24 protein-coding genes are annotated in these 26,212 nt (G+C 69.4%); 20 read left to right on the top strand and 4 right to left on the bottom strand.

The window, feature by feature from the left end; genetic code table 11:
• The first annotated feature begins 17 nt into the window (after positions 1-17).
• The 20 genes from proS to gloA all read left to right on the top strand — a co-directional run bounded on the left by proS (position 18) and on the right by gloA (position 22,223).
• Positions 18-1,322 carry a proline--tRNA ligase gene (gene proS / locus C8P66_RS13840; protein ID WP_111398866.1) on the top strand — a complete coding sequence of 435 codons (1,305 nt, stop codon included), beginning with the start codon at positions 18-20 and terminating at the stop codon, positions 1,320-1,322.
• Complete coding sequence (locus C8P66_RS13835) at positions 1,322-2,578, top strand: lipoprotein-releasing ABC transporter permease subunit (RefSeq protein ID WP_111398865.1); 1,257 nt, start codon at positions 1,322-1,324, stop codon at positions 2,576-2,578. Before proS ends, C8P66_RS13835 begins: the two co-directional genes overlap by 1 nt.
• Positions 2,571-3,251: an ABC transporter ATP-binding protein gene (locus tag C8P66_RS13830; RefSeq protein ID WP_111398864.1), complete on the top strand. Its 681-nt coding sequence runs from the start codon at positions 2,571-2,573 to the stop codon at positions 3,249-3,251. The genes C8P66_RS13835 and C8P66_RS13830 overlap by 8 nt, the downstream gene beginning before the upstream one ends.
• Positions 3,252-3,271: 20 nt before the next feature.
• Positions 3,272-6,694: a DNA polymerase III subunit alpha gene (gene dnaE / locus C8P66_RS13825; RefSeq protein ID WP_111398863.1), complete on the top strand. Its 3,423-nt coding sequence runs from the start codon at positions 3,272-3,274 to the stop codon at positions 6,692-6,694.
• A gap of 52 nt (positions 6,695-6,746) precedes the next feature.
• Positions 6,747-7,841 (top strand): zinc-binding metallopeptidase family protein, encoded by a 1,095-nt coding sequence (locus tag C8P66_RS13820; RefSeq protein ID WP_111398862.1) that lies wholly within the window; start codon positions 6,747-6,749, stop codon positions 7,839-7,841.
• A gap of 319 nt (positions 7,842-8,160) precedes the next feature.
• Positions 8,161-9,033, top strand: coding sequence for a 30S ribosomal protein S2 (gene rpsB / locus C8P66_RS13815; RefSeq protein ID WP_111398861.1), 873 nt, complete (start codon positions 8,161-8,163; stop codon positions 9,031-9,033).
• Between the two features lie 73 nt (positions 9,034-9,106).
• A complete protein-coding gene (tsf, locus tag C8P66_RS13810) occupies positions 9,107-10,054 on the top strand; it encodes a translation elongation factor Ts (RefSeq protein ID WP_111398860.1) in 948 nt (315 codons plus the stop codon).
• Between the two features lie 78 nt (positions 10,055-10,132).
• Positions 10,133-10,852, top strand: a complete 720-nt coding sequence (gene pyrH / locus C8P66_RS13805; protein ID WP_111398859.1) for a UMP kinase — start codon at positions 10,133-10,135, stop codon at positions 10,850-10,852.
• Positions 10,853-10,886: 34 nt separating this feature from the next.
• Positions 10,887-11,459 carry a ribosome recycling factor gene (gene frr / locus C8P66_RS13800; RefSeq protein ID WP_111398858.1) on the top strand — a complete coding sequence of 191 codons (573 nt, stop codon included), beginning with the start codon at positions 10,887-10,889 and terminating at the stop codon, positions 11,457-11,459.
• Positions 11,459-12,238, top strand: coding sequence for a polyprenyl diphosphate synthase (uppS, locus tag C8P66_RS13795; RefSeq protein ID WP_111398857.1), 780 nt, complete (start codon positions 11,459-11,461; stop codon positions 12,236-12,238). Before frr ends, uppS begins: the two co-directional genes overlap by 1 nt.
• A 5-nt stretch (positions 12,239-12,243) precedes the next feature.
• On the top strand, positions 12,244-13,095 hold the full coding sequence (locus tag C8P66_RS13790) for a phosphatidate cytidylyltransferase (RefSeq protein WP_111398856.1): 852 nt from the start codon (positions 12,244-12,246) through the stop codon (positions 13,093-13,095).
• Entirely contained in the window at positions 13,092-14,264 is a 1,173-nt protein-coding gene (dxr, locus tag C8P66_RS13785) for a 1-deoxy-D-xylulose-5-phosphate reductoisomerase (protein WP_211314146.1), read from the top strand. The genes C8P66_RS13790 and dxr overlap by 4 nt, the downstream gene beginning before the upstream one ends.
• A 21-nt stretch (positions 14,265-14,285) precedes the next feature.
• Complete coding sequence (gene rseP, locus C8P66_RS13780) at positions 14,286-15,392, top strand: RIP metalloprotease RseP (protein ID WP_245903515.1); 1,107 nt, start codon at positions 14,286-14,288, stop codon at positions 15,390-15,392.
• Between the two features lie 90 nt (positions 15,393-15,482).
• Positions 15,483-17,801: an outer membrane protein assembly factor BamA gene (gene bamA, locus C8P66_RS13775; protein WP_111398854.1), complete on the top strand. Its 2,319-nt coding sequence runs from the start codon at positions 15,483-15,485 to the stop codon at positions 17,799-17,801.
• Positions 17,802-17,827: 26 nt separating this feature from the next.
• Entirely contained in the window at positions 17,828-18,595 is a 768-nt protein-coding gene (locus C8P66_RS13770; RefSeq protein ID WP_111398853.1) for an OmpH family outer membrane protein, read from the top strand.
• Positions 18,596-18,597: 2 nt separating this feature from the next.
• Entirely contained in the window at positions 18,598-19,632 is a 1,035-nt protein-coding gene (gene lpxD, locus C8P66_RS13765; RefSeq protein WP_170141576.1) for a UDP-3-O-(3-hydroxymyristoyl)glucosamine N-acyltransferase, read from the top strand.
• A 3-nt stretch (positions 19,633-19,635) separates the two neighbouring features.
• On the top strand, positions 19,636-20,133 hold the full coding sequence (gene fabZ, locus C8P66_RS13760; RefSeq protein WP_111398852.1) for a 3-hydroxyacyl-ACP dehydratase FabZ: 498 nt from the start codon (positions 19,636-19,638) through the stop codon (positions 20,131-20,133).
• A 2-nt stretch (positions 20,134-20,135) separates the two neighbouring features.
• Positions 20,136-20,993 (top strand): acyl-ACP--UDP-N-acetylglucosamine O-acyltransferase, encoded by an 858-nt coding sequence (lpxA, locus tag C8P66_RS13755; RefSeq protein WP_245903514.1) that lies wholly within the window; start codon positions 20,136-20,138, stop codon positions 20,991-20,993.
• Between the two features lies 1 nt (position 20,994).
• On the top strand, positions 20,995-21,834 hold the full coding sequence (locus tag C8P66_RS13750; protein ID WP_111398851.1) for an LpxI family protein: 840 nt from the start codon (positions 20,995-20,997) through the stop codon (positions 21,832-21,834).
• Complete coding sequence (gloA, locus tag C8P66_RS13745) at positions 21,834-22,223, top strand: lactoylglutathione lyase (protein WP_111398850.1); 390 nt, start codon at positions 21,834-21,836, stop codon at positions 22,221-22,223. Before C8P66_RS13750 ends, gloA begins: the two co-directional genes overlap by 1 nt.
• A 25-nt stretch (positions 22,224-22,248) precedes the next feature.
• Here the strand turns inward: gloA and C8P66_RS13740 are convergent, their stop codons facing one another.
• From C8P66_RS13740 to C8P66_RS13725, 4 genes are all read right to left on the bottom strand, one after another.
• Positions 22,249-22,956, bottom strand: a complete 708-nt coding sequence (locus tag C8P66_RS13740; RefSeq protein WP_146422862.1) for a hypothetical protein — start codon at positions 22,954-22,956, stop codon at positions 22,249-22,251.
• A gap of 69 nt (positions 22,957-23,025) precedes the next feature.
• Positions 23,026-23,205 (bottom strand): hypothetical protein, encoded by a 180-nt coding sequence (locus C8P66_RS13735; RefSeq protein ID WP_111398848.1) that lies wholly within the window; start codon positions 23,203-23,205, stop codon positions 23,026-23,028.
• On the bottom strand, positions 23,205-24,383 hold the full coding sequence (locus tag C8P66_RS13730; protein WP_111398847.1) for a M20 aminoacylase family protein: 1,179 nt from the start codon (positions 24,381-24,383) through the stop codon (positions 23,205-23,207). Before C8P66_RS13730 ends, C8P66_RS13735 begins: the two co-directional genes overlap by 1 nt.
• Before the next feature lie 17 nt (positions 24,384-24,400).
• Positions 24,401-26,104: a dihydroxy-acid dehydratase gene (locus C8P66_RS13725; protein ID WP_111398846.1), complete on the bottom strand. Its 1,704-nt coding sequence runs from the start codon at positions 26,102-26,104 to the stop codon at positions 24,401-24,403.
• Positions 26,105-26,212: the final 108 nt, after the last annotated feature.

The raw sequence follows: 26,212 nt of genomic DNA, 5'->3' as shown, positions 1-26,212 counted from the left end.
AACAGGAGCCCAGCCCCTTGCGCCTTTCCCGCGCCTTCCTGCCTACCTTGAAGGAAACGCCCGCCGAGGCGCAAATTGTTTCGCATCGTCTGATGCTTCGCGCCGGTTTGGTGCGCCAGACCAGCGCCGGCATCTATGCCTGGCTGCCGGCGGGCTTGCGGGTGCTGCGCAAGGTCGGCCAGATCGTGCGGGAGGAGCAGGACCGCGCCGGGGCGCAGGAAATCCTGATGCCGACCATCCAATCGGCCGATCTCTGGCGCGAGAGTGGGCGCTACGATGACTACGGCAAGGAGATGCTGCGCATCACCGACCGTGGCGAGCGCGACATGCTCTTCGGCCCGACCAATGAGGAGATGGTCACCGACCTGTTCAAATCCTATGCGCGGTCCTACCGGGACCTGCCGCGCAACCTCTACCATATCCAGTGGAAGTTCCGGGACGAGGTGCGCCCCCGCTTCGGGGTGATGCGCGGCCGCGAATTTCTCATGAAGGACGCCTATTCCTTCGACCTGACGCCGGAAGCGGCGGCGCATTCCTATCGCCAGATGTTCGTCGCCTACCTGCGCACCTTCGCCCGCATGGGGCTGAAGGCGATCCCGATGCAGGCCGATACCGGCCCGATCGGCGGCAATTTGTCGCACGAATTCATCATCCTGGCCGAGACCGGCGAGTCCCAGGTCTATCTGCACCGCGACCTGCTCGCCTTCGACGCCTTGGCCGAGGCCCCGAACTACGACGGCGACCTGAAGCCGCTGATGGATTTCTGGACCAGCCGTTATGCCGCCACCGACGAGAAGCATGACGAAGCCGCCTGGAACGCCATCCCGGCCGAGCACCAGGTCAGCGCGCGCGGCATCGAGGTCGGCCACATCTTCTATTTCGGCACCAAATATTCCAAGGCGATGGGCCTGTCCGTCGCCGGCCCCGATGGCGCCCAGGTGATCCCGGAAATGGGCTCCTATGGCATCGGCGTCTCCCGCCTCGTCGGCGCGCTGATCGAGGCGAACCATGACGAGGCCGGCATCAAATGGCCGGATGCCGTCGCCCCCTGGCCGGCGGTGGTGATCAACCTCAAGCAGGGCGATGCCGCCTGCGATGCGCTCTGCGAGCGCATGTATGCGGCGATCCCCGACGCGCTCTACGACGACCGCGGCGAGCGGGCCGGCGCCAAATTCGCCGATGCCGATCTGCTGGGCCATCCCTGGCAGGTCGTGGTCGGCCCGCGTGGGGCCGCGGCCGGCCGCGTCGAGTTGAAGCGCCGCGCCACGGGGGAAAAGCTCGAGCTTTCCCCCGAGGATGCCCTCGCAAAAATCCTCGGCTGATGTTCGGGGCCTTCGAACGGGCGGTCGCCTTCCGCTATCTGCGCGCGCGCAAGGGCGAGCGCTTCGTCTCGGTCATCGCGATCTTCTCGCTGGTCGGCATCGCCCTCGGGGTGGCGACGCTGATCATCGTGATGAGCGTGATGAACGGGTTCCGCGCCGAGCTTCTGGGCCGCATCCTGGGCCTCAATGGACACTTGGGCATCTACGCCCAGCATGGCGGCCCGCTGCCCGATTTCGATGCGATCGTGGCCCGGGTGAAGGGCTTGCCGGGGGTGGTCTCGGCGACGCCGGTGGTGGAGGGCCAGGTGCTCTTCACCTCCGACTACGGCGGGGCGGCGGGCGGCATCGCGCGCGGCATCCGGCCGGAGGATCTGCGCGCCAAGGAGGTCATCGCCGGCAATATCCGCCTGGGCTCGCTGGCCGCCTTCCAGGGCGAGGATGCCATCGTCATCGGCACCCGCCTCGCGCAGAAGATGCGGCTGACGGTGGGGGACCGCATCACCTTGGTCAGCCCGCAGGGCCGCGCCACGGTGATCGGGACGGTCCCGCGGGTCCGCGCCTATCGCATCGCCGCGTTGTTCGAGGCGGGGATGCAGGAATACGACAGCGGCTTCGTCTTCCTGCCGCTGGAGGCCGCGCAGATCTACTTCCAGGCCCCAGGGGCGGTGACGCAGATCGAGGTCTTTGTCACCAACCCCGACCGCGTCAACGCGGTCACGCGGGAGATCGGCGCCGCCTTCGCCCAAGGCCCGCCGATCCGGGTGCTGGACTGGCAGCAGTCCAACAGCGCCTTCTTCAACGCGGTGCAGGTCGAGCGGAACGTGATGTTCCTGATCCTGACGCTGATCATCATCGTCGCGGCCTTCAACATCGTCTCCTCGCTGATCATGCTGGTGAAGGACAAGGGGCGGGATATCGCCATCCTGCGCACGGTCGGTGCCACGCGGGGGGCGATCCTGCGGATATTCCTGCTCTGCGGCGCCTCGGTCGGCGTGGTCGGGACGGCGGCGGGGGCGGCCATCGGGCTGGTCTTCTGCCGCTATATCGAGGATATCCGGCAGGCCTTGCAGGCGCTGTCGGGCACCGAGCTGTTCAGCCCGGAGATCTACTTCCTGACCCGGCTGCCGGCGGTCGTGGACATGCATGAGGTGATGCAGGTCATCGGCATGGGCCTGTTCCTGTCGCTGCTGGCCACGGTCTATCCCTCCTGGCGCGCGGCGCGCACGGACCCTGTGGTGGCGCTGCGAAATGAGTGAACCTGTCCTGCGCCTCGCCGCCGTCGAGCGCCGCTTCCGCACCGAGGCCGGCACGCTCGACGTGCTGCGCGGCGCCGATCTCTCGATCTTCGCCGGCGAGATCGTGGCGCTGGTCGCGCCCTCCGGCACCGGCAAATCCACGCTGCTGCATCTGGCCGGGCTGCTGGAACGCCCGGATGCCGGCGAGGTTTTTGTGCAGGGCCGCGCCGCGGGCACGCTGGATGATGGCGGCCGCACGGCGATCCGCCGCTCCACCATCGGCTTCGTTTACCAGGCGCATCATCTGCTGCCCGAGTTCACCGCGCTGGAAAACATCGCGCTGCCGCAGATGGCCGCCGGCGTCGCGCGCAAACCCGCCGAGGCGCGGGGGCGGGAGTTGCTGGCCGCCTTCGGGCTGGAGGCGCGGGCCGACCACCGCCCCGGCCGGCTTTCGGGCGGCGAGCAGCAGCGGGTGGCCATCGCCCGGGCGCTGGCCAATCGCCCGGCGCTGCTGCTGGCCGATGAGCCGACCGGCAACCTTGATGTCGCGACCTCGGACCGCGTCTTCACCGAATTGCTGGAGATGGTGCGGGGGCAGGGGCTGGCGGCGCTGATCGCGACGCACAACCCGGCACTGGCGGCACGGATGGATCGCACGGTGACCCTGCGCGACGGGCATGTGATCCCGGCCTGACGGCCTGCTACCATAGGGCCATGTCCGACTCCTTCGTCCATCTGCATGCCCATTCCGCCTATTCGCTGAGCGAGGGCGCCATCAAGGCCGACAAGCTGCCGGCCCTGGCCCGTGCGGCGGGGATGCCGGCGGTGGCGCTGACCGATTCGGGCAATCTGTTCGGCGCGCTGGAATTCGCCCAAGCGGCCAGTGGCAAGGGCGTGCAGCCGATCATGGGCTGCCAGCTCTGGCTGGCGCGGCCCCCCGCCGACCAGCGCCCCGGCCAGCCGGTGCCGCCCGATCCGCTGATCGTGCTGGCCGCCAATGCGGAGGGGTTCACCAACCTCCAGCGGCTCTCCTCGCTCGGCTATATGGGCGATGATCCCTCCGGCAAGCCGGCGCTGGGGCTGCGGGATATCTGCGACAATGCGGCCGGGCTCTGGGTGCTGACCGGGGGGACCACGGGGCCGCTGGGGCGGCTGCTGGCCGAAGGCCGGCGTGATGCCGCCGAAGCCCTGCTGGGCGACCTCGCCGGCGCCTTCACCGATCGCTGCGCCGTCGAGCTGCACCGCCATGGCACCGCGCTGGATGCCGCGGTGGAGCCGGGGCTGCTGGCCCTGGCCGATGCCCGGGGGCTGCCCATCGTCGCGGCCAATGACGTGCAATTCGCCACGGCGGACATGTATTCCGCCCATGACGCGCTGTTGTGCATCGCCGAGGGCACCACCATCGGCGCCCGCGACCGCCGCCGCGTCACCCCGGAACACTGGTTCAAGCCGGCCGCGATGATGCGCGCCGCCTTCCACGACCTGGCCGAGGCCTGCGACAACACCTTGGCCATCGCCCGCGGCTGCGCCGTGATGGCCGAGGGCAAGAAGCCGGAACTGCCGCTCTGCCCCAAGGTGCGGCCGGGCATGACCGAGTCCGAAACCGTCGCGCAGATGGCGCGCGAGGGGCTGGATATCCGCCTGCGCGATGCCGATGCGGCGACCCAGGCGCGCTACCACGAGCGCCTGACCTATGAGCTCGGCGTCATCGAGCGCATGGGGTTCTCCGGCTACTTCCTCATCGTCGCCGACTTCATCCAATGGGCGAAGCAGCAGAACATTCCGGTGGGGCCGGGGCGTGGCTCGGGTGCCGGGTCGGTCGCCGCCTGGGCGCTGACCATCACCGATCTGGACCCGCTGCGCTGGGGGCTGCTGTTCGAGCGCTTCCTGAACCCCGAACGCGTCTCGATGCCTGACTTCGACATCGACTTCTGCCAGGACCGGCGCGACGAGGTCATCCAATACGTCCGCCGCGAATATGGTGCCGACCGGGTGGCGCAGATCATCACCTTCGGCCGCTTGCAGGCCCGCGCGGCGGTGAAGGATGTCGGCCGTGTCATGGGCATGTCCTATGGCCAGACCGAGCGCATCGCCTCGCTGATCCCCAACAACCCGGCCAAGCCCGTCACTCTGGCCCAGGCGATCGAGGGCGAACCCCGCCTGCGCGAAATGCAGGCGACGGATGAGGGGGTGGAGCGGCTGCTGACCACTGCGCTGAACCTGGAGGGGCTGTACCGCAACGCCTCGACCCATGCCGCCGGCATCGTCATTGGCCGCACGCCCTTGATCGACATCGTGCCGCTGTTCCGCGACCCGCGCAGCGACATGCTGGTGACGCAATACTCGATGAAATACGTCGAGCAGGCGTCGCTGGTGAAATTCGACTTCTTGGGCCTGAAGACCCTCACCGTGTTGCAGCGCTGCGTCGAGATCCTGGCCGAGCAGGGGGTCACGATCGACCTCGCCACTCTGCCGGAGACCGACGAGAAAACCTGGGCGATGCTCTGCCGGGGCGATGCCGCCGGGGTGTTCCAGTTTGAAAGCCAGGGCATGCGCGACGTGTTGCGCGCCATGAAGCCCGACCGCTTCGAGGATCTGATCGCCGCCGTCTCGCTCTACCGGCCGGGACCCATGGCGAACATCCCCGCCTATTGCGCCCGCAAGCACGGCGAGAAATGGGACGCCCCGCACCCCAAGATGCGCGACGCGGTCGAGGAGACCTATGGCATCCTGGTCTACCAGGAGCAGGTCATGCGGATCGCGCAGGAGCTTGCGGGCTATTCGCTCGGCACCGCCGATCTGCTGCGCCGCGCCATGGGCAAGAAGAACGCCAAGGAGATGGCCGACCAGCGCGCGATCTTCTCGGCGGGGGCGGTCGAACGCGGCATCCCGGCCGACAAGGCCACCGAGATCTTCGACCTGATGGAGAAATTCGCGGAATACGGCTTCAACAAGTCGCATGCCGCCGCCTATGCGCTGATCTCCTGGCAGACCGCCTATCTGAAGGCCAATTACCCGGTCGCCTTCCTTGCTGCCTCGATGACGCTCGACCTCGGCAATACCGACAAGCTGGCGGTGCATATGCAGGAGGCCTCCCGCCTCGGCATCAAGATCCTCTCGCCGGATGTGAACCGCTCCCGCGCCGATTTCACGGTCGAGGACCACAATGGGATCCCCGCCATCCGTTTTGCCCTGGCCGCCGTGAAGCGGGTCGGCGAGCAGGCGATGAAGGACATGGTCAAGGCCCGCGACGCCGGTGGTCCCTTCGACTCGCTGGCCGGTTTCGCCGAGCGGGTGGACCCGCGGCTGCTGAACAAGCTGCAACTGGAAAACCTCGCCCGCGCCGGCGCCTTCGACAGCCTGGAACCCAACCGCGCCCGCCTGGTTACCGGCGCGGAAACCGTGCTGCGCCGCGCCCAGGCGACCGCCGAGGAGCGCGTCTCCTCCCAGATCGGGCTGTTCGGCGGCGGCGCCCCCGATCCGCTGCGCCTGCCCGACATGCCTGATTGGCCGGAGTTGGAACGGCTGACCCAGGAGGCCGAGGCGATCGGCTTTCACCTCTCCGCGCATCCGCTGGATGCCTATGCCTCGGCGCTGAAGCGGCTCGGCGTCACCGGCTCGGCGCATCTGACCGACCGGGTGCGCGCCGGGGCCAGCCGGGTGAAGGTCGCCGGCACGGTGGTGAATGTGAAGGAGCGCAACACCAAATCCGGCAGCCGCATGGCCTGGGTGCGCCTCTCCGACGGCGCCGGCGGGTTTGAGGTGACGCTGTTCTCCGAAGTGCTGCATCGCTGCCGGGAGATGCTGGGCGAGGGCTCGGCGATCATGATCACCGCCGATGCGAAGCTGGAGGGCGAGACCCTCCGCCTCACCGCCTCGGAGTGCGAGACCCTGGAACGGGCCGCGGCCGGGGTCGGGCAGGAGCTGCGGATCGCCGTGGATTCGGCCGATTCCATGGCCGCCATCCGCGACCTGCTGGCGCGGGAGGGGCGGGGCAAGGGGCGTGTGATCCTGTTGCCGCGCCTGGGCCTGGGGCAGGAGGTGGAGGTCGCTCTGGCCGGGGCCTTCAACACCGGGCCGCGCCTGGCCCAGGCGATCAAGATGCTGCCAGGGGTGGGTGCCGTTACGGTCGCCTGAGGCAACCAATCGGCCGTGCCCGCGTTCCGTGTGCGACCAAAAGGGGCCGGTTATGCGTCTGTTCGAATGCCAATCCTGCGGCAACACGCTGTATTTCGAGAATACGCGCTGCGAACGCTGCGGCCATGGCCTCGGCTTCCTGCCCGCCGCCGGCATTCTCTCGGCGGTGGAGCCGGAGGAGGAGGGGCTGCGGGCGCTGGCCGATGGCGCGCTCTACCGCGCATGCAGCAATGCGACGCTCGGCACCTGCAACTGGCTGGTCCCGATCGAGGAGGATGGCCGGTTCTGCCGTTGCTGCCGGCACAATCGCAGGGCGCCCAATCTGGACGACCCCAAGGTCATGAAGATGTGGCGCACCATCGAGTTCAGCCAGCACCGGCTGTTCGTCACCTTGCTGCGCCTGAACCTGCCCTTGCCGACGCGGGAGGAGGACCCCGAGGCCGGGCTCGTCTTCGACGTGCTGGCCGACCCGAAGGACCCCAAGGCGCCGCGGGTGCTGACGGGTCATGACAAGGGGCTGATCACCTTCAACCTCGCCGAGGGCGATGACGCCGAGCGCGAGCGCCGCCGCGTCTCCATGGGCGAGCCCTACCGGACCATGCTCGGCCATATGCGGCATGAGATCGCGCATTTCTTCTGGGACCGGCTGGTGCGGGACGCGGGGCAGGGGGAGGTACTCTACGCCTGCCGCCAGGTCTTCGGGGACCCCAGCGTCGATTACGCCGCCGCCCTGAAGACGCATTATGAAAGCGGTCCGCCGGACAACTGGCAGGAGCATTACGTCAGCGCCTATGCCACCTCCCACCCTTGGGAGGATTTCGCGGAAACCACGGCGCATTACCTGCATATGGTGGATACGCTGGAAACCGCCTTCGCCTATGGCATGCGGCTGCGGCCGAATGTCGGCGATTCCACCGATATGGCGACAAGGATCGACTTCGACCCGCATGAGGAGGCGGATTTCGACCGCATCATCCATGCCTGGCTGCCGCTGACCTTCGCCATGAACAGCCTGAACCGCAGCATGGGCCTGTCGGACCTCTACCCCTTCCTCCTCAGCCAGCCGGTGATCGAGAAGCTGCGCTTCATCCACGGGCTGCTGCACCCCGCCGCCAGCCTGCCGGAGGCGGAGTCCGAAGCGGCCTGATCCGCCCGCGCCACCGGGGCGGGGTTGCCCCGGCGCGCGCATTCCGCCATACACCGCGCCGCTGGTCGGGTATCCCCCGGGAGCAAATCCCGCCTGTCAGGCGTCGCCTGACGGGCAAATGCTTGTCAGGCGCCGCCTGACGGGTAAATGCTTGTCAGGCGTCGCCTGGCGGGCAAATGCTTATCAGGCGTCGCCTGATGGGCAAATCCGCACGCGGCGCACCCTTCCCCCCTCATGGGGCCAGGGTCCGGTCCCGGCATTCGCCGGGCTTCGTGCCGCGGAGGCTCAACCGGACTTTTGAAGAAGGAAGAAATCGCCCATGGCGATGCCAGACGTTTCCCTGCGCGGCCTGCTCGAAGCAGGCGTCCATTTCGGCCACCACACCCGCCGGTGGAACCCGAAGATGGCGCCGTTCATCTTCGGCATCCGCAACCAGGTCCACATCCTCGACCTGCAGCAGACCGTCCCCCTGATGGACCGCGCCCTGCGCGCCGTCCGTGACGTGGTGGCTGCCGGTGGCCGCGTGCTCTTCGTGGGCACCAAGAAGGCCGCCGCCGAATACGTTGCCGAAAGTGCGACGCGCTGCGGCCAGTATTACGTGAACCACCGTTGGCTCGGCGGCATGCTGACCAACTGGAAGACCATCACGGGCAGCATCAAGCGCCTGAAGCAGATGGACGAGCAGCTGTCCGGCAACACCGCGGGCCTGACCAAGAAAGAGGTCCTGATGCTGACGCGCGACCGCGCCAAGCTGGACCGCGCCCTGGGCGGCATCCGTGAGATGGGCGGCCTGCCCGACATCATCTTCGTGATCGACACGGTCAAGGAGAAGCTGGCGATCGAGGAAGCCAACAAGCTCGGCATCCCGGTCATCGCCGTGCTCGACAGCAATGCCGATCCCTCGGGCATCGCCTTCCCGATCCCGGGCAATGACGACGCGATCCGCGCCATCACCTTGTACTGCGACAGCGTCGCCGGCGCCGTGCTCGACGGCATCAGCGCCAACCTGCAGGCCAGCGGCCTGGATCTCGGCGCCGCCGAGGACCTGCCGATGGAAGCCATGCCGGACATGACCGCCGAAGTGCTGGGCGAGCCCCCGGTGGATGAGGCGCTTGCCGCCGAACTCCTCGGCGAGACCCCCGCTGCCGCCGAGACCCCCGCTGCCGAAGAGCCGCCGGTCGCCCAGGCCTGATGATCCTCGCCGGGCGCTGATGCGCCCGGCGAGCCTGCTTGCTGTGTAATGACCACCCACGGGAGAGCTTCCGATGGCCGAGATTACCCCTTTGCTGGTGCGCGACCTGCGTGAACGCACCGGCGCCGGCATGATGGATTGCAAGAAGGCGCTCGTCGAAAACGGCGGCGAGATGGAAGCGGCCATCGACTGGCTGCGCAAGAAGGGCCTGTCCTCGGCCGCCAAGAAGGCCGGCCGCGCCGCGACCGAAGGCCTCGTCGGCGTCGCCTCCGGCCCCAAGGTCGCCGGCATGGTCGAAGTCAACGCCGAGACCGATTTCGTCGGCCGCAGCGAGCCCTTCCAGAATTTCGTGGCCGAAGTCGCCGGGCTCACCCTCTCGGTCGGTGACGACGTCGAGGCGCTGAAGGCCGCGACCTACCCCGGGACCCTCCACACCGTCGGCGACGAGTTGACCCGCCTGATCGCCACCATCGGCGAACACATGACGATCCGCCGCGCCAAGGTGCTGCGCGTCGAATCCGGCATCGTCGCGACCTATATGCACAATGCGATCAAGCCGGGCCTCGGCAAGATCGGCGTGCTGGTGGGGCTCGAAGCCCCCTCCGAGATCGATGCGCTCGAAGTCCTCGGCCGCCAGATCGGCATGCATGTCGCCGCCGCCAAGCCGGAGGCGCTGGAGGTTTCCGGCGTCGATCCCTCCGCGCTGCACCGCGAGCAGGACGTGCTCTCCGAGCAGGCCCGCGCCTCGGGCAAGCCGGAGGCGATCATCGCCAAGATGGTCGAGGGCCGCATCCGCAAGTACTACGAGGAAGTGGTGCTGCTGGAGCAGGTCTGGGTGCATGACGGCGAGAGCCGGGTGAAGGTCATCGTCGAGAAGGCGGGCGCCAAGCTCACCGGCTTCGCCCGCTTCCACCTGGGCGAAGGCGTCGAGAAGGCGCCGGCTGCCGATTTCGCCGCCGAAGTCGCCGCCGCCGCCGGGACCGCCCACCCGACGACCACCGGCGTCGGCCCCAAGGACTGACACACGCAAGGGGGCGGGACTTGCCGCCCCCTGGCCGTCGTCTCTAAAACCTCACAGCACACCCCCGAAGGAGCCCACATGGCCGAGCCGCGATACAAGCGCGTGCTGCTCAAGGTCTCGGGGGAGGCTCTGATGGGCGACCGCGACTATGGCCTCGACACCAAGGTGGTGAAGGCCATCGCCCAGGATGTCCGGGGCGTCCGCGAGCTTGGTGTCGAGGTCTGCCTCGTCATCGGCGGCGGCAATATCTTCCGCGGCGTCTCCGCCGCCTCCGTTGGTATGGACCGCGCCCAGGCCGATGGCATGGGCATGCTGGCGACCGTGATGAACGCGCTGGCGATGCAGAACGCGCTGGAAGGTGCTGGCGTCGAGACCCGCGTGCAATCGGCGATCACCATGGCCTCGCTGGCCGAGCCCTTCATCCGCCGCCGCGCCGTGCGGCACATGGAGAAGGGGCGGGTGGTGATCTTCGCCGCCGGCACCGGCAATCCCTTCTTCACCACCGACACCGCCGCCGCCCTGCGCGCCGCCGAGATGGGCTGCGACGCGCTGCTGAAGGGCACGCAGGTCGATGGCATCTATTCCGCCGATCCGCGCAAGAACCCGCGGGCCGAGCGCTACGAGACTCTGACCTACCTCGATATCCTCTCCCGCGACCTGGCCGTGATGGATGCCGCCGCCATCAGCCTGGCACGGGAAAACCATCTTCCCATCATTGTCTTCAACATCCATGAGCCGGGGGCCTTCACCGCCGTCATGAAGGGCGAAGGCAAGTTCACGACCGTGATAGACCAGTGATACAGACGATTTAAGACTTGGTGGGAGTTGGGTCATGCCGATCGATCTTGCAGGACTGAAAGAGGATCTGACCCGTCGCATGGACGGCGCGATCGAGACCCTCAAGAAGGAATACCAGGGCCTGCGGGCCGGCCGCCCGAGCCCGGCGCTGCTGGAGACGGTGCGCGTCGATGCCTATGGCAACAACACCCCGCTGAACCAGGTCGCCAGCGTCGCGGTCGCGGGGCCGGGGCTGTTGCAGGTCCAGGTCTGGGACAAGTCGCTGGTGAAGGCGGTGGAAGCGGGCATCCGCGAGGCCCAGCTTGGCCTGAACCCGCAGACCGAGGGCCAGGTGATCCGCGTGCCCCTGCCGCCGCTGACCGAGGAGCGCCGCAACGATCTGGTCAAGGCCGCCTCCAAATACGCCGAATCGACCAAGATCGCCATCCGCGGCGTCCGCCGCGACGGGATGGAGCAGACCAAAAACGCCGAGAAGGACAAGAAGGCGCCGATCAGCAAGGATGAGGCCAAGGACTGGACCGATGCGGTGCAGAAACTGACCGATCAATACATCAAGCAGATCGACGGCATCTTCACCGACAAGGAAAAGGACATCAAGACGGTCTGATGGCCGCCCCCGATACCTCCGCGGCACTGGAGCCCGCGACCCAGGCGCCCGCGCTGCTGCCGGCATCCGCCGGGGGGGGCGTTCCGGTCCATGTCGGCATCATCATGGACGGCAATCGCCGCTGGGCGCAGGCCCGCGGCCTGCCGCGCGCCCTGGGCCACAAGGCCGGCGCCGAGGCCGCCCGCCGCACCATCGAGGCCGCGGCCGATTCCGGCATCCGCTGGCTGACGCTCTTCGCCTTTTCCTCCGAGAACTGGAACCGGCCGGAGGAGGAGGTCCGGGACCTCACCGGCCTGCTCGGCCTGTATTTGCGGCATGAGGTCGGGCAGCTCGTGAAGAACGGCGTCCGGCTGCGGGTGATCGGGGATCGCAAGCGCTTCGGCCCGGACATCGCCGAGGCCATCATCACCGCCGAGACCCGCACCGCCGGGGGCACCCGGCTGAACCTGAATGTTGCGCTCTCCTATGGCGCGCGGGCCGAGATCGTCGCCGCCACCCGCGCCATCGCGGCCGATGTCGCGGCCGGCACCCTGCGGCTTGAGGATGTGACCGAGGCGCTGGTCTCCTCGCGCCTCTCGACCGCGGGCATGCCCGACCCCGACCTCGTGATCCGCGCCTCGGGCGAGCAGCGGCTGTCGAATTTCCTGCTCTGGCAGGCGGCCTATGCCGAATTCACCTTCCCCGATGTGCTCTGGCCGGATTTCGGCGCCGAGCATCTGCGTGCCGCCCTGGCCGAATACGCCGGGCGCGAGCGCCGCTTCGGCCTCAGGTCGGGCTGAGCCGCATGTCCGCGGCCCCGGTGGCGACGGCCAGAACGTCAAAGGATTGGCGCGACCTGCGCAAACGCGCCTTGTCGGCGGCGGTGTTGGGCCCCGCGGCGCTGGCCGGCATCTGGCTCGGGGCCGCGCCCTGGACCGCGATGATCGCGCTCGCCATCGCGGTGCTGGCCTGGGAATGGGTGCATCTCTGCGGGCTGCGGACGCGGACCTTGCCGGGGGCGGCGGTCCCGCTGGTCGTGCTGGCGGCCTGCACCTTCTCCATCGCCGATGAGGGCCGCCTCGCGCTGCTGGTGCTGTTCCTGGGCTTCGTCGGGACCTGGGTGATCGCGGCGCGGGATGTGGCGCCGACCAAGCCGCCGGCCTGGCTCGCGATCGGGGTGCTCTATATCGGTCTCGCCGGCATCGCGCTGATCGAGCTGCGTCACGACAATGCGGCGGGGCAGGCGAATGTGCTGTTCCTGTTCCTGGTGGTCTGGGCCAGCGACAGCGGCGCCTATCTCGCCGGCCGCGCCTTTGGCGGGCCCAGGCTCGCGCCCGCCATCTCGCCGGGAAAGACCTGGTCGGGGGCGCTGGGCGGGCTGCTCGGGGCGATGATCGTGGGTGTCGCGGTCGCCTCGGCCATGGCGCCCGGCCCGACCGGGCGGGTGATGGCGGTGGCGGCGCTGCTCGGCGTCGCGACCCAGGCGGGCGACCTGCTGGAAAGCGCGATCAAGCGGCATTTCCACGTCAAGGACACCTCCAGCCTGATCCCCGGCCATGGCGGGCTGCTGGACCGGCTGGATGGCGTGCTGGCGGCGGCCCCCACGGCGGCCCTGCTCGCGCTCTTCGTCGGCTATGGCGTGGTGCTGTGGCAATGAGGCGCATCACCATCCTGGGCGCGACCGGCTCGGTCGGGCGCAGCACCATCGCCTTGCTGGAGGCAGCGCCAGAGGGCGCCTTCGCCGTCGCGGCGCTGACCGCGCATCGCGATGTGGCGGCACTCGCCGCCTTGGCGCGCCGCTTCCGCCCCGATCTCACCGTCGTCGCCGATGCCGCCGAGGGCATGGCCCTGCGCGAGGCCCTGGCCGGCACCGGCCTGCGCTCCGGCGCCGGCGAGGCGGCCTTGCTGGAAGCCGCGAGCCTGCCCACCGACTGGACCATGGCCGCGATCGTCGGCGCCGCCGGGCTGCGCCCGACCCTGGCCGCCCTGGCCCAGGGCAAGACCGTGGCCCTGGCCAACAAGGAGGCCCTGGTCTCCGCCGGCGAGGTGATGCTGGCCGCCGCCCGTGCCTCCGGCGCGCGGCTGCTGCCGGTCGATTCCGAGCACAACGCCATCTTCCAGGCGATGCAGGGCCACCCGGCCGATGCGGTGGAGAAGATCATCCTCACCGCCTCCGGCGGCCCCTGCCGGCTGATGACCGATGAGCAGTTGGCCGCCGTGACCCCGGCGCAGGCGGTGCGGCATCCGGTCTGGTCGATGGGCGCCAAGATCAGCGTCGATTCGGCGACCATGATGAACAAGGGGCTGGAGGTGATCGAGGCCGCGCGGCTGTTCGGCCTCGACTCGGACCGGATCGAGGTGCTGGTGCATCCCCAATCGGCGGTGCATGGGCTGGTGCAATTCTCGGATGGCTCGATCCTGGCCCAGCTTGGCGCCCCGGACATGCGGACGCCGATCGCCCATTGCCTGGCCTGGCCGGATCGCATGGCGGCCGCGGTGCCGCGGCTGGATCTGGCGGCGCTGGCGCGGCTGGAATTCTTCACACCCGATACAAAACGTTTCCCGGCGCTGCATCTGGCCCGCGAGGCCTTGAGGGTGGGGGCCGGCGCCCCCACCATTCTGAATGCGGCGAACGAGGTCGCGGTGGCCGCCTTCCTGGCTGGCCGCCTCGGCTTCCTCGGCATTGCCGAACTTGTTGAACGTATCCTGGACAGGATGGGCACCCCGCCCGTCGTGGATCTGGATGCGGTGCTGGCGCTGGACACTCAGGCGCGGCGGTTGGCAACGGCGGCCCTGCCGGCCGCGCAGCCGCTCGCAGCTGTCTGACGCCCTTACGGAGTGATTGTGTTGGACCTTCTGCCCGAACCTTTCCGCACAGTGCTCTCCTTCGTCGTGGTGCTGGGCGTCCTCGTCTTCATCCACGAACTCGGCCACTACCTCGCCGCGCGCTGGCGCGGTGTTTATGTCGAGCGCTTCTCGGTCGGCTTCGGCCGGGCCCTGGCGAGATGGACCGACAGCCGCGGCACCGAATGGCAGATCGGTTGGCTCCCGCTCGGCGGCTATGTGAAGCTGCACGGCCAGGAAGGCCCGGATGACGCGACGCCGGAGCAGCGCGCCGCCTGGCGCCCGGGCGAGACCTTCCATGAAAAACCCGTGATCGACCGCGCCATCGTGGTCGCGGCCGGGCCCATCGCCAACTTCGCCCTCGCGGCCGTGCTGTTCGCCGGGCTTTTCGTCAGCGTCGGCCAGCCCATCGGCAGCACGACCATCGCCAGCGTGGCGGAAGGCTCGGCCGCCGCCCGCGCCGGGCTGCAGCCCGGCGATCGCATCCTGGCGATGGACGGCACCCCGGTCACCCGCTTCGAGGAGGTGCAGACCCACGTCCTGCCCCGCGCCGGCGTGCCGATCGAATTGCGCATCGCCCGCGCCTCGGGCGAGGAGGCGGTGCTCTCGGCGACCCCGGAGGCGCGGCCCGATTCGACCGAGGGCCGGCTTGGCGTCGGCGGCGGCGTGCCGACCTTCGTGCGCCTCGATCCGCTGAGCGCGGCCTGGGCCGGCGTCGCGCATACCGGGACGGTGACGGGGCAGACCCTGCATGGCCTGTGGCAGATGGTCTCCGGCCAGCGCAGCGCCGATGAACTCGGCGGGCCGCTGCGGATCGCCCAGCTTTCAGGCCAGGTCGCGACCATGGGGGCTGCGAGTCTCATCACCTTCATCGCGGTGCTTTCGGTCAATCTGGCGCTGATCAACCTGTTCCCGATTCCCGTGCTCGATGGCGGCCATCTCGTTTTCTACGCGGCCGAGGCGATCCGGGGCCGGCCGCTGCCGGCGCGGGCGGTGGAATATGGCTTCCAGGCTGGGTTTGCACTGCTGATGGCGCTGTTCGTCTTCGCCACCTGGAACGACCTGACCAGCCTTGGCGTGTTCCGTTGGGCGGCCGGATTGTTCGGCTGAGGCTGTTTATTCTCCCAGGGTTGGCGCCGCGTGGGCGGGCAGAGTAGTGTCCGCCGTCCTTCACGCTTTGTGCACCGCCAGGAACCAGCCTTGACCCCCAGCCGCGCCCTGCTGCTCGCAGCGTCCTGCCTCGTCCCGCTGTCTCTGGCGGCTCCGGCCGAGGCGCAGCAGCGGCGCCCCGCTCCGCCCGCGGCCCCCAGCTTCCCGACGGTGCAAGCCGTGGAGGTCCAGGGCAATCAGCGGATCGAGGCGGAGACCATCCGCTCCTACATGCTGGTGCAGCCGGGCGATCCGATGGATCCCGACCGGCTGGACCGCAGCCTGCGGACGCTGTTCGCGACCGGGCTGTTCCGCGATGTCACCGTCACGCCGAGCGGCGGCACGGTGACGGTGCGGGTGGTCGAGAACCCGATCGTCAATCGCGTCGCCTTCGAGGGCAATCGCAAGCTCAGCGACGATGTGCTGCGGCCGGAGGTGCAGACCCGCGCCCGCGCCGTCTTCACCCCCCAGACGGTGCAGGCCGACCGGCAGCGGATGCTGGACCTGTATGCCCGCCGTGGCCGCTTCGGCGCCCGGATCGAGCCCAAGATCATCGAGCTCGACCAGAACCGGGTCGATGTCGTCTATGAGATCACCGAGGGCGAGACGACCCTCGTCTCCCGCATCGCCTTCGTCGGCAACACCTCCTTCTCCGACAGCCGGCTGAAGGAGGTCGTCGCGACCCGCGAGGCCGCCTGGTACCGCCTGCTCTCCTCCTCCGACACCTTCGAGCCGGAGCGGCTGAACTTCGACCGCGAGCTGCTGCGCCGCTTCTACCTGCGCGAGGGCTATGCCGATGTGAACATCAGCGGCAGCACGGCCGAGCTCGCGGCCGATCGCTCCGGCTTCTTCGTGACCTATACGATCGAGGAAGGCCCCCGCTACCGGGTGACGAGCGCCGAGGTGAGCGGCAGTGTCCGCAACCTCGACATCGCGACCCTGGCGCCCGAGATGAAGATCGAGACCGGCGACTGGTACGACGGCGATTCGGTGGAACGCACCACCACGGCGATTTCCGATGCCGCCAACCGCCGCGGCTTCCCCTTCGTCGACGTCACGCCCCGCATCACCCGCAACCGCGAGAATGCGACCATCGGCCTGGTGTTCGAGGTCGCCGAGGGGCCGCGCAACTACATCGAGCGCATCGACATCACCGGCAACACCCGCACCGAGGATCGCGTGATCCGGCGCGAGTTCCGCGTGGCCGAGGGCGATGCCTTCAATGCCGCGCAGGTGCGCCGCTCGCGCCAGCGCATCCAGGACCTGGGCTACTTCTCCCGCGCCGAGGTGAATGCCCAGCCGGGCAGCGCCCCCGACCGCGTGATCCTGAACACCCAGGTGGCCGAGAAGGCGACCGGCGAAATCTCGCTCGGCGGCGGGTATTCGACCGATGCCGGCGCGCTGATCGATTTCGGCATCCGCGAGCGCAACCTGCTTGGCACCGGCCTCGATGCCCGCATCAACGCCGCCATCGCCGAGCAGCGCAGCCAGATCGACCTCTCGGTCACCGATCCGTCCTTCCTGGACCGCAACCTCGCCCTCGGCGGGGATCTGTTCTACGTGCAGCGCGACCTCACCGACACCTCCTCCTACAAGGAGCGGCGCGCGGGCGGCGTGGTCCGCATCGGCTACGAGTTCAACGAATATTTGCGGCAGACGCTGTCCTACAGCCTCATCCAGCGCGATGTGTACGACATCCTCAGCGACGCCAGCCGCTACATCAAGGAACAGCAGGGCATCACCCTGTTGAGCCAGGTCAGCCAGACCTTGACCTACGACCGCCGCGACAGCCGGCTGGAGCCGCGCGACGGCTATGTGCTGCGCCTGGCGAACGACCTCGCGGGCCTCGGCGGCGATGTCTCCTTCCTGCGTTCGCGGGTGGATGGCTCCTATTACATCCCGCTCGACCGGCTGCTTGGCCACCAGAGCTACGTGATCGCGCTCAGCGCCTCGGCCGGGTATTTGCAGAACCTGTCCGGCACCGATGAGCGCATCATCGACCGCTTCTTCCTCGGCGGCGACAATCTGCGCGGCTTCCGCACCGCCGGTGCCGGCCCGCGCGACATCACCACCAACGACAGCCTCGGCGGCCGGATGATCTGGACGCAGAGCAGCGAGTTCCGCTTCCCGCTGCCGGTCCCGGATGAGCTGGGGCTGCTCGGCCGCACCTTCGTCGATGTCGGCTCGCTGTCGCAGTCCGTCTCCGCGGCGGGCGTCGAGGATGACAGCAGCCCGCGCGTCGGCGTGGGTGTCGGCATCTCCTGGCGCAGTCCGTTCGGCCTGATCAACCTCGATTTCGGGCAGGCCGTCATCAAGAAATCCTACGATCAGACCCAGGTGTTCCGCTTTGGCTTCGGAACGCGGTTCTGATCCGTCAATTCACGGGAAATCGTATCATGGCGCTTCGCGCAACCGCCGCCCTCGTGGCGGGCCTGAGCCTTATCCTTCCGCTTCTGCCGGCCCCCGCGCTGGCGCAGGCCCAGCAGGAATGGTTCGTCCCTGGTGGGGGGCAGCAGCGGCCGCCGCAGGCGCAGCGCCCGGCCCGGCCCGCGCCGGCGCCCGCACGCCCGCCGGCCCGCCCGGCTGGGCCGAACCCCGCCCCGCTCGCGGCCGGCGAGCCGCCGCCGGCGGCCGTCATCGGCATCGTCGATGTGCCCGAGGTGCAGCGCGTCTCCTCCGCCTTCAATGGCGTGCGCGAGGAGATCGAGCGACGCCGGCAGCGGCTGAACGACGATCTGCAGCGTGAGCAGGGCCGCTGGCGGGAGGAGCAGCAGGCGCTCGCCAACCAGCGCGCCACCCTGAGCGCCGACCAGCTTCGTGAACGCGAGCGTGGCCTGCAGGACCGCATCACCGATGCGCAGCGCATCTTCCGTGAGCGCAACCGGGCGATCGAGCAGACCGCCCAGGCCGCGCTGCAGGAAATCGAGCAGGCCCTGGCCGTCGTGCTGCGCCAGGTCGCGACCAGCCGTGGGGTGAACCTCGTGCTGCCGCGCCCGCTGGTGATCTTCAACGAGGCGCCCTTCGACCTGACCGACGAGGTCGCGCAGCAGTTGAACCGCGTGCTGCGGACCGTGACGCTGCCGGCCGAGGGCGCCACCCCCGCGGCCGCCGCGGCGCCCGCGACCCCGCCCGCCGCCCCGGCCGCCCCCGCCCGGCGGAACTGACCTTGGCCGCCGATCCGCGTTTCTTCGGGCCGCCGCGGCCGCAGAGCCTGGGCGCCATCGCGGCCCTGCTCGGCGTCGTGCTGCCCGAGGGCGCGGACGGCGCCATGGTGTTCACCGGCACCGCCACCTTGCGGGCGGCGACGGCGGACCAGATCTCCTTCATTGAAAGCCGCCGCTATCTGCCCGCGCTGCGGGACACCGCGGCGGGTGCGGTGTTCTGCCTGCCCGAGCAGGCGGCCCTGGCACCGCCCCATTGCGTGGCGCTGGCGATGGCCGCGCCGCAACTGGCCTTCGCCCGCGTGGCCGCCTTGTTCCATCCGGTGCCGCCGCCGCGCCCGGGCATTCACCCCACCGCCGTCATCGACCCCACCGCCGAGATTGGCGCGGAGTGCGAGATCGGCCCCTATGCCGTGGTTGGCGAGGGCGCGCGGATCGGGGACGGCAGCCTGCTCGGCGCCCATGCGGCGATCGGGCCTTGGTGCGTCTTCGGTCGCGGCTGCCGGATTCTGACCCATGCGAGCGCCTCGCATACTCTCGCCGGTGATGGCGTAGTGCTGCACCCGGGCGCCCGGGTCGGCCAGGAAGGCTTCGGCTTGGTGTTCACCGCCGAGGGGCGTTTCGAGACGGCGCCCCAGCTTGGCCGCGTGCTGCTCGGCGACCGCGTGGAGGTGGGCGCCAATGCCTGCATCGACCGTGGCGGCCAGCAGGACACGGTGATCGGCGCCGGTTCGCGGATCGACAATCTGGTGCAGGTCGCCCACAACGTCACGATGGGCAAGGGATGCGTCATCGTCGGACAGGCTGGCATCGCCGGGTCAACCACGCTTGGCGACTACGTGACCCTGGCCGGGCAGGTCGGGGTTGCCGGCCATCTGAACCTCGGCAGCAAGGTGCGGGTCGGTGCCCAGGCCGGGGTGATGAGCGATGTTCCCGCCGGGCAGGATGTGCTCGGCAGCCCCGCCTGGCCGGCGCGCGACACGCTGCGTGCCTTCGCCCGTCTCCGCCAGCTCGGACAACCAACCGCCAAAAAGGCCTGAGCCATGGATGCCTCGCCCGATACCACCGCCCAGGCCGCGGCCGAGGGGCCCGCCTTGGCCCCCGACACGCTCGACATCGCCGGGATCATGGCGGCGATCCCGCATCGCTTCCCGATGCTGATGATCGACCGCGTCGTGGATCTGATCCACGATGAATCGGCGATCGGCATCAAGAACGTCACCATCAACGAGCATATCTTCGCCGGCCACTTCCCCCACCACCCGGTGATGCCGGGCGTGCTGATCATCGAGGCGATGGCCCAGACCGCCGCGGTGCTGGTGGTCGAGACGCTGGGCCCTTCCGCCAAGGGCAAGCTCGTCTATTTCATGTCGATCGAGGGCGCGAAGTTTCGCAAGCCCGTGGTGCCCGGAGATCAGATGCGCATCCATGTCACCAAGGACCGCCGTCGCGGCAATGTCTGGAAGTTCCGTGGCGAGGCGCGCGTGGACGGGGTTGTGGTGGCCGAGGCGACCTATGCCGCGATGATCCTGGACAAGTGAAGGTGGCAACCAGCATCCTTCCCGCCGCCGCCAAATCGGGGCTGATCCACCCGACCGCGATCGTCGCCTCGGGGGCGCGCATCGCGCCCGATTGCCGGATCGGGCCCTATTGCATCGTCGGGCCCGATGCCGTGCTGGGCGCGGGCGTCGAGCTGATTTCCCATGTGGTGATCGAGGGCCATGCGACCCTCGCCGAAGGGGTGCGGGTGCATCCCTTCGCGACCATCGGCCAGGCGCCGCAGGATCTGAAGTACAAGGGCGAGCCGACCCGGGTCGAGATCGGCGCCCGCACCATGGTGCGCGAGCACGCGACGATCCATCGCGGCTCGGTCAGCGGCCATGGCGTCACCACCGTCGGGGCGGATTGCATGATCATGGTCGGCGCGCATGTCGCGCATGATTGCATCCTGGCCGACCGGGTGCTGCTGGCCAACAACGTGCTGTTGGGCGGCCATGTCGAGATCGAGGACACCGTCTTCGTCGGCGGCGGTGCGGCGGTGCACCAGTTCGTCCGCATCGGCCGGCAATCGGTGATCGGCGGGCTGTCGGGCGTCGAGGCCGATGTCATCCCCTATGGCGCGGTGCTCGGCAACCGGGCGCGGGTGATCGGGCTGAACCAGATCGGGCTGAAGCGGCGCGGCGTGGCGCGGCTGGAGCGCCATGCGATGCGGCTCGCCTTCCGCAGCCTGTTCTTCGGCCCCGGCAGCATCGACGAGCGCCGTGCGGCGGCCGAGGCGCAATGGCCCGATCTGCCGCAACTGGCCGAGATCCTCGCCTTCCTGCGCGCCCCGTCCAAGCGCGGCTTCTGCAAGGCCGGCCGCGCCGCGCTGGTCGAGGACGACGACGCCGGCGAGGCCTGAGATGGCGCCCGTCGGCTTCGTCGTCGGCGCCGGGCTACTCCCGCGCCGGACCCTGGATGCGGCGCTTGCCGCCGGCCACGAGGTCCGCGTCGTGGTGCTGGAGGGGTTCGGCGACCCGGCCCATTACGCCGACCAGCCGCATATCATCTGCCGCCTCGGCGCCGCCGGGCGGATGCTGGGCTGGTTCCGCGAGCAGGGCGTGCGGCAGATGGTCATGGTCGGCCGCGTCACCCGCCCCTCCTTCTTCGCCTTGCGGCCCGATGCCGGTGCCGCGCGGCTGCTTCCCAAGATCGGCATGCGGGCCTTCGGCGGCGATGACACGCTGCTGGTCGCGGTCGCGCGGGTGCTGCGGGATGAAGGTTTCGAACCGCTCGGCGCGCAGCAATTCCTGACCAGCCTGCAGGTGCCGCCGGGGCGGCTCGCGGGGCCGGAGCCCGATGAGACGGCGCGTGCCGATATCCGGCGCGGGGTGGCGGTGCTGTCGAGCCTCGGCCCCGCCGATATCGGCCAGGGCTGCGTCGTGCAGCAGGGGCTGGTCCTGGCGGTGGAGGCGATCGAGGGCACCGATGCCATGATCGCCCGCGCCGGGGATCTGCGACGCGAGGGCCCCGGCGGCGTGCTGGTGAAGCTGCTGAAACCCGGGCAGGATCGACGCTTCGACCTGCCCACCACCGGGCCGGACACGGTCCGGGCGGCGGTGGCGGCGGGGCTGCGCGGCCTGGCCATGGAGGCCCATGGCGGCATCCTGATCGACCGCGAGGAAACCTGCCGGTTGGCCGAGGCGGCGGGGTTTTTCCTGCTGGCCATCGACCCCGGCGAATGGACAGGAGAACCCAACTGATGCCGAGCTTCCTGCACACCATGCTGCGCGTGACCGACCTTGAGCGCAGCGTCGAGTTCTACACCAAGCTCCTGGGCATGAAGGAACTGCGCCGCCGCGACGTGCCCGATGGCAAGTACACGCTGGTCTTCGTCGGCTATGCCGAGGAATCCACCGGGGCGGCGGTGATCGAGCTGACCTACAACTATGGCGTGGACAGCTACGAACTCGGCACCGCCTTCGGCCATCTGGCGGTCGGCGTGCCGGATATCTATGCGACCTGCGACGCGCTGCGCGCCGCCGGGGCCAAGATCTCCCGCGAGCCGGGGCCGGTGAAGTTCGGCACCACGGTCATCGCCTTCGTCGAGGACCCGGACGGCTACAAGATCGAGCTGATCGAGCGGGCCTGAGCTTCAGGCCCAGATCAGGCCGAGATCAGGCCCAGATCGGCAGCCCGAGCCGGGACGGCTCGGTGGTCAGGGCCAGGCCCGTCACCGCCTTGGGCGGCGGGCCCACCCACCAGACCAGCGACGGGTTGAGCAGCAGCACATCCCCCGCGCGCAGATGCAGCCGCAGCGCCAGCGCCGGATCGGACAGGGCCTCGGCCAGCGCCGGATGGGCGCGATGGCGCCCCGCGAAGACGCCGCCTGTGGTGCTGAACACCGGCCGGGGCGGGGCGAAGAACCGGGCGAGCGCCCCCCGATCCGCCTGCATCACCGCATTATGCACGGCGGCGGCCGAGACCAGCATCACCTCCTGCGCCGCCTCCGACAGCAAGGCCCAGACATCGGCGCGGCCGGGCTCCTCCGCCATCGGGCCGGGGGGGGCGATCTGGCTGCCCAGCGGCCCGCACAGCAGCGCCAGCAGCGCCGCCTTGGCCGCCGCATCGGGCGCCAGACGCTCGACCGGCAGGCCGCGCAGCAACGCCAGCCCGCGGCCATGGTCGAGCCGGCCGGCGATCTCGTTCAGCTCGGGTATCAGCTCTGTCAGCCCGCCGGCGCCGGCCAGGGCGGCCTCGATCTCGGCGGTGGCCTTGCTGCCCAGGGCGCGCATGAAGGCATCCGGGGCAAGGTTCGCCCCCTGCCAGACATGGTCGCCGAGTTGGGGAGTGGCACGAAAAGGCGGGAGGGTTGAATCGCTCATCGCCGCCATCCTACCGCCGCTATCACGGAAGCGATATCGGGGGCGCCCCAGAGTCGATCAATGGGGCGATCAATAGCGCGGCTTGGGGGCGACATACTCGCCATAGGGGGCCTGCTGCTCTTGCTGCTGCTGGGCCGCGATTGCCGCATCCAGCAGCGCGCCGAGGGAAGCACCGGGGCCCTGCGGTGGCGGCGCCACCACCTGGACGCAGCCGCCAAGCAAGGCGGCCGCGAGCAGGGCCCGGATCATCACCCCTGCCTCGGCAGCAGTTGTTCGACCAGCGTCGCCCAATAGGAGGCGCCGGTCGGCAGGATCGCGTCGTTGAAGTCGTATTTCGGGTGGTGGACCTGCGGATCGGAAGCGTCCTTGCCGCCGCCGAGCATCAGATAGGCGCCGGGCTTCTCGTTCAGCATGAAGGAGAAATCCTCGCCGCCCATGGTGGGCTTCTCCATCTCCATCACGCGGGCCTCGCCGACCACGGCGCGGGCGGCGCGGGCGGCGCGATGGGTGGATTCCGCCTCATTGACCGTGGCGGGGTAGGAGCGGCGGAAGATCACTTCGGCGGTGGCGCCGAAGGCCTCGGCAATCCCGGTGGCGAGGCGGATGACGCCTTGCTCCAGGATGTCGCCGACCTCGGGTTTGAACCAGCGGGCGGTGCCCTGCATCGTCACCGTCTCGGGGATGACGTTCCAGGTGTTGCCGCCATGGATATGGCCGATGGTGACAACCCCCGCCTCCACCGGCTCCACGTTGCGCGCCACGATGGATTGCAGCGCGCTGACCACCTGGGCCGCGATCACCACCGGGTCGATCCCCTGGTGCGGCATGGCGCCATGGGCACCCTTGCCGCGGATGGTGATGTCGATGTTGGCGACCGCGGCCATCACCGGCCCGACCCGCCAGAGGAAGGTGTTCTCCGGCGCACCCGGCCAGTTGTGGATGCCATAGACCTGCTGGACCGGGAACCGCTCGAACAGCCCTTCCTTCACCATCAGCTCGCCACCGGCCAGGTTCTCCTCGGCCGGCTGGAAGATCAGCACCACGGTGCCGTCGAAATTGCGGGTCTCGGCGAGGTAGCGGGCGGCGCCCAGCAGCATGGTGGTGTGGCCGTCATGGCCGCAGGCATGCATCGTGCCGGGGGTTGTGCTGGCCCAAGGGGCGCCGGTCAGCTCCTCGATCGGCAGCGCATCCATGTCGGCGCGCAGCCCGATGGCCTGGGTGCTGTCGCCGCGGCCGTGGATGAGGCCGACGACGCCGGTCTGGGCGATGCCGGTGATGACCTCGTCTACCCCGAACTCCCGCAGCTTCTGGGCGACGATGGCGCTGGTGCGGTGCTCCTGCAGCCCGATCTCGGGGTGCATGTGGAAATCGCGCCGCCAGGCGGTCATGTCCTCGTGGAAATCGGCGATGCGGTTGATGATCGGCATGGCGGGGCGATCCCTGTTCAGGCGTTGGGCGCGGGTTGCAGGAAGCGCAGGTCAACGCCTTCGGGCGCCTGGGTGACCTGATCGAAGACGAGGCGGTCCCAGCCACGGCCGGGCGAGGGGGGCGCGATCCATTTGGCGCGGCGTTCGGCGAGCACCGCCGCCTCCACCAGCAGGTCCAGGCTGCGGTTCTTGACCGAGAGGCGGATGCGGTCGCCGGTCTCGACCAGCGCCAGCGGGCCGCCGGCCGCGGCCTCGGGCGAGATGTGGAGGACCACGGTGCCGAAGGCGGTGCCGGACATGCGGCAATCGCTCATCCGCACCATGTCCTTCACCCCGGTGCGCGCCAGCTTGCGCGGGATCGGCAGGTAGCCCGCCTCCGGCATCCCGGCGGGGGTGAGGGGGCCGGTGTTCTTGAGGATGAGGATGTCCTCGGCGGTCACATCGAGGTCCGGGCTGTCGATGCGCGCGGCCAGATCCTCGACCCCGTCGAAGACGATGGCGCGCGCCTCGGTCTCGAACAGGGCAGGGGTCGCGGCACTGCGCTTGAGGATGGCGCCATCCGGCGCGAGCGAGCCGAAGAGGGTGACGATGCCGCCGACCGGGGAGACCGGCGTCTCGCGGGCGCGGATATAGGTGCGGTCCACCCAGGGGCTCTCGCCGATCTTTTCGCCCAGGGTGCGGCCGGCGACGTCCACGGCATCCAGATGCAGCAGGTCGCGCATTTCCCACAGCATGGCGGGCAGGCCGCCGGCGGCGTGGAAATCCTCCATATAGCCTTCGCCGGTCGGCTTCAGATCGACCAGGACAGGCGTGGTGTCCGACAAGGCGTTCAGCTTGTGCAGATCGACCTTGATCCCGGCGCGGCCGGCGATCGCCGCCAGATGGATCAGCGCATTGGTGGAGCCGCCGAGGGCCAGCAGCGTCCGCAGCGTGTTCTCCACCGACTGTTCGGTGACGACCTCGCTCGGGCGGCGCGGTTTGCTGGCGGCCAGGGCGCCGGCCTCCTCGGCCGCGCGCAGCCGGTCGGAATGCACGGCCGGGATCGAGGCATCGAGCAAGGGCATGAAGCCCAGCACGGCTGCCAGGCAGGCCATGGTGCTGGCCGTGCCCATCACGCCGCAGGTGCCCGAGGTGGTGGCGAGCTTGCCCTCGACCCGGGCGATCTGGGCCTCGGTCACGTCGCCGGCGCGGTAGCGCGCCCACCAGCGGCGGCAGTCGGTGCAGGCGGCCAGGCGCTCGCCCTCGAAGCGCTGGGCCAGCATCGGGCCGGTGACCAGCATCACCGCCGGCACATCGGCCGAAACCGCGGCCATCAGCTGCGCCGGCACGGTCTTGTCGCAGCCGCCGATCAGCAGCACCGCATCGATGGGCTGGGCGGTGACCATCGCCTCGGTGTCCAGCGCCATCAGGTTCCGGTAATGCATCGAACAGGGGAAAAGGGAGGGCTCGCAGAGCGAGACGGTGGGGAAGGCCAGCGGCAGGGCGCCCGCGGCCAGCGCGCCGCGCTTGGCGGCCTCGACCAGCTCCGGCACCGAACGGTGGCAGTTGTTGAGGTCCGAGCCGGTGTCGGCGATGCCGACCACCGGGCGTTCCAGCATCGCCTGGCTGTAGCCCATCGACTTGGCGAAGGACCGGCGCAGGTAGAGCGCGAACTCCTTGTCGCCATAATTGGCGGCGTTGCGGGCGAGGCCATGCGGCGGCGGCGAGATGGGATCGGTCATGAGCGCAGGCTAGGACGGGATCGGGCCCTGCGAAAGCCCGCCTCAACGGCTTGTGGTAGCATGATACCACAAGCGCCAAGGCTTGACCAAAGGCCGGGTTTTGCCCCA

Origin of the sequence: Humitalea rosea (assembly GCF_003253705.1) — a bacterium.
In the GTDB taxonomy this organism is placed as follows: Bacteria; Pseudomonadota; Alphaproteobacteria; order Acetobacterales; family Acetobacteraceae; genus Humitalea; species Humitalea rosea.
The sequence above is the reverse complement of the archived record's forward strand: the minus strand, read 5'-3'. Positions and strand labels throughout refer to the sequence as shown.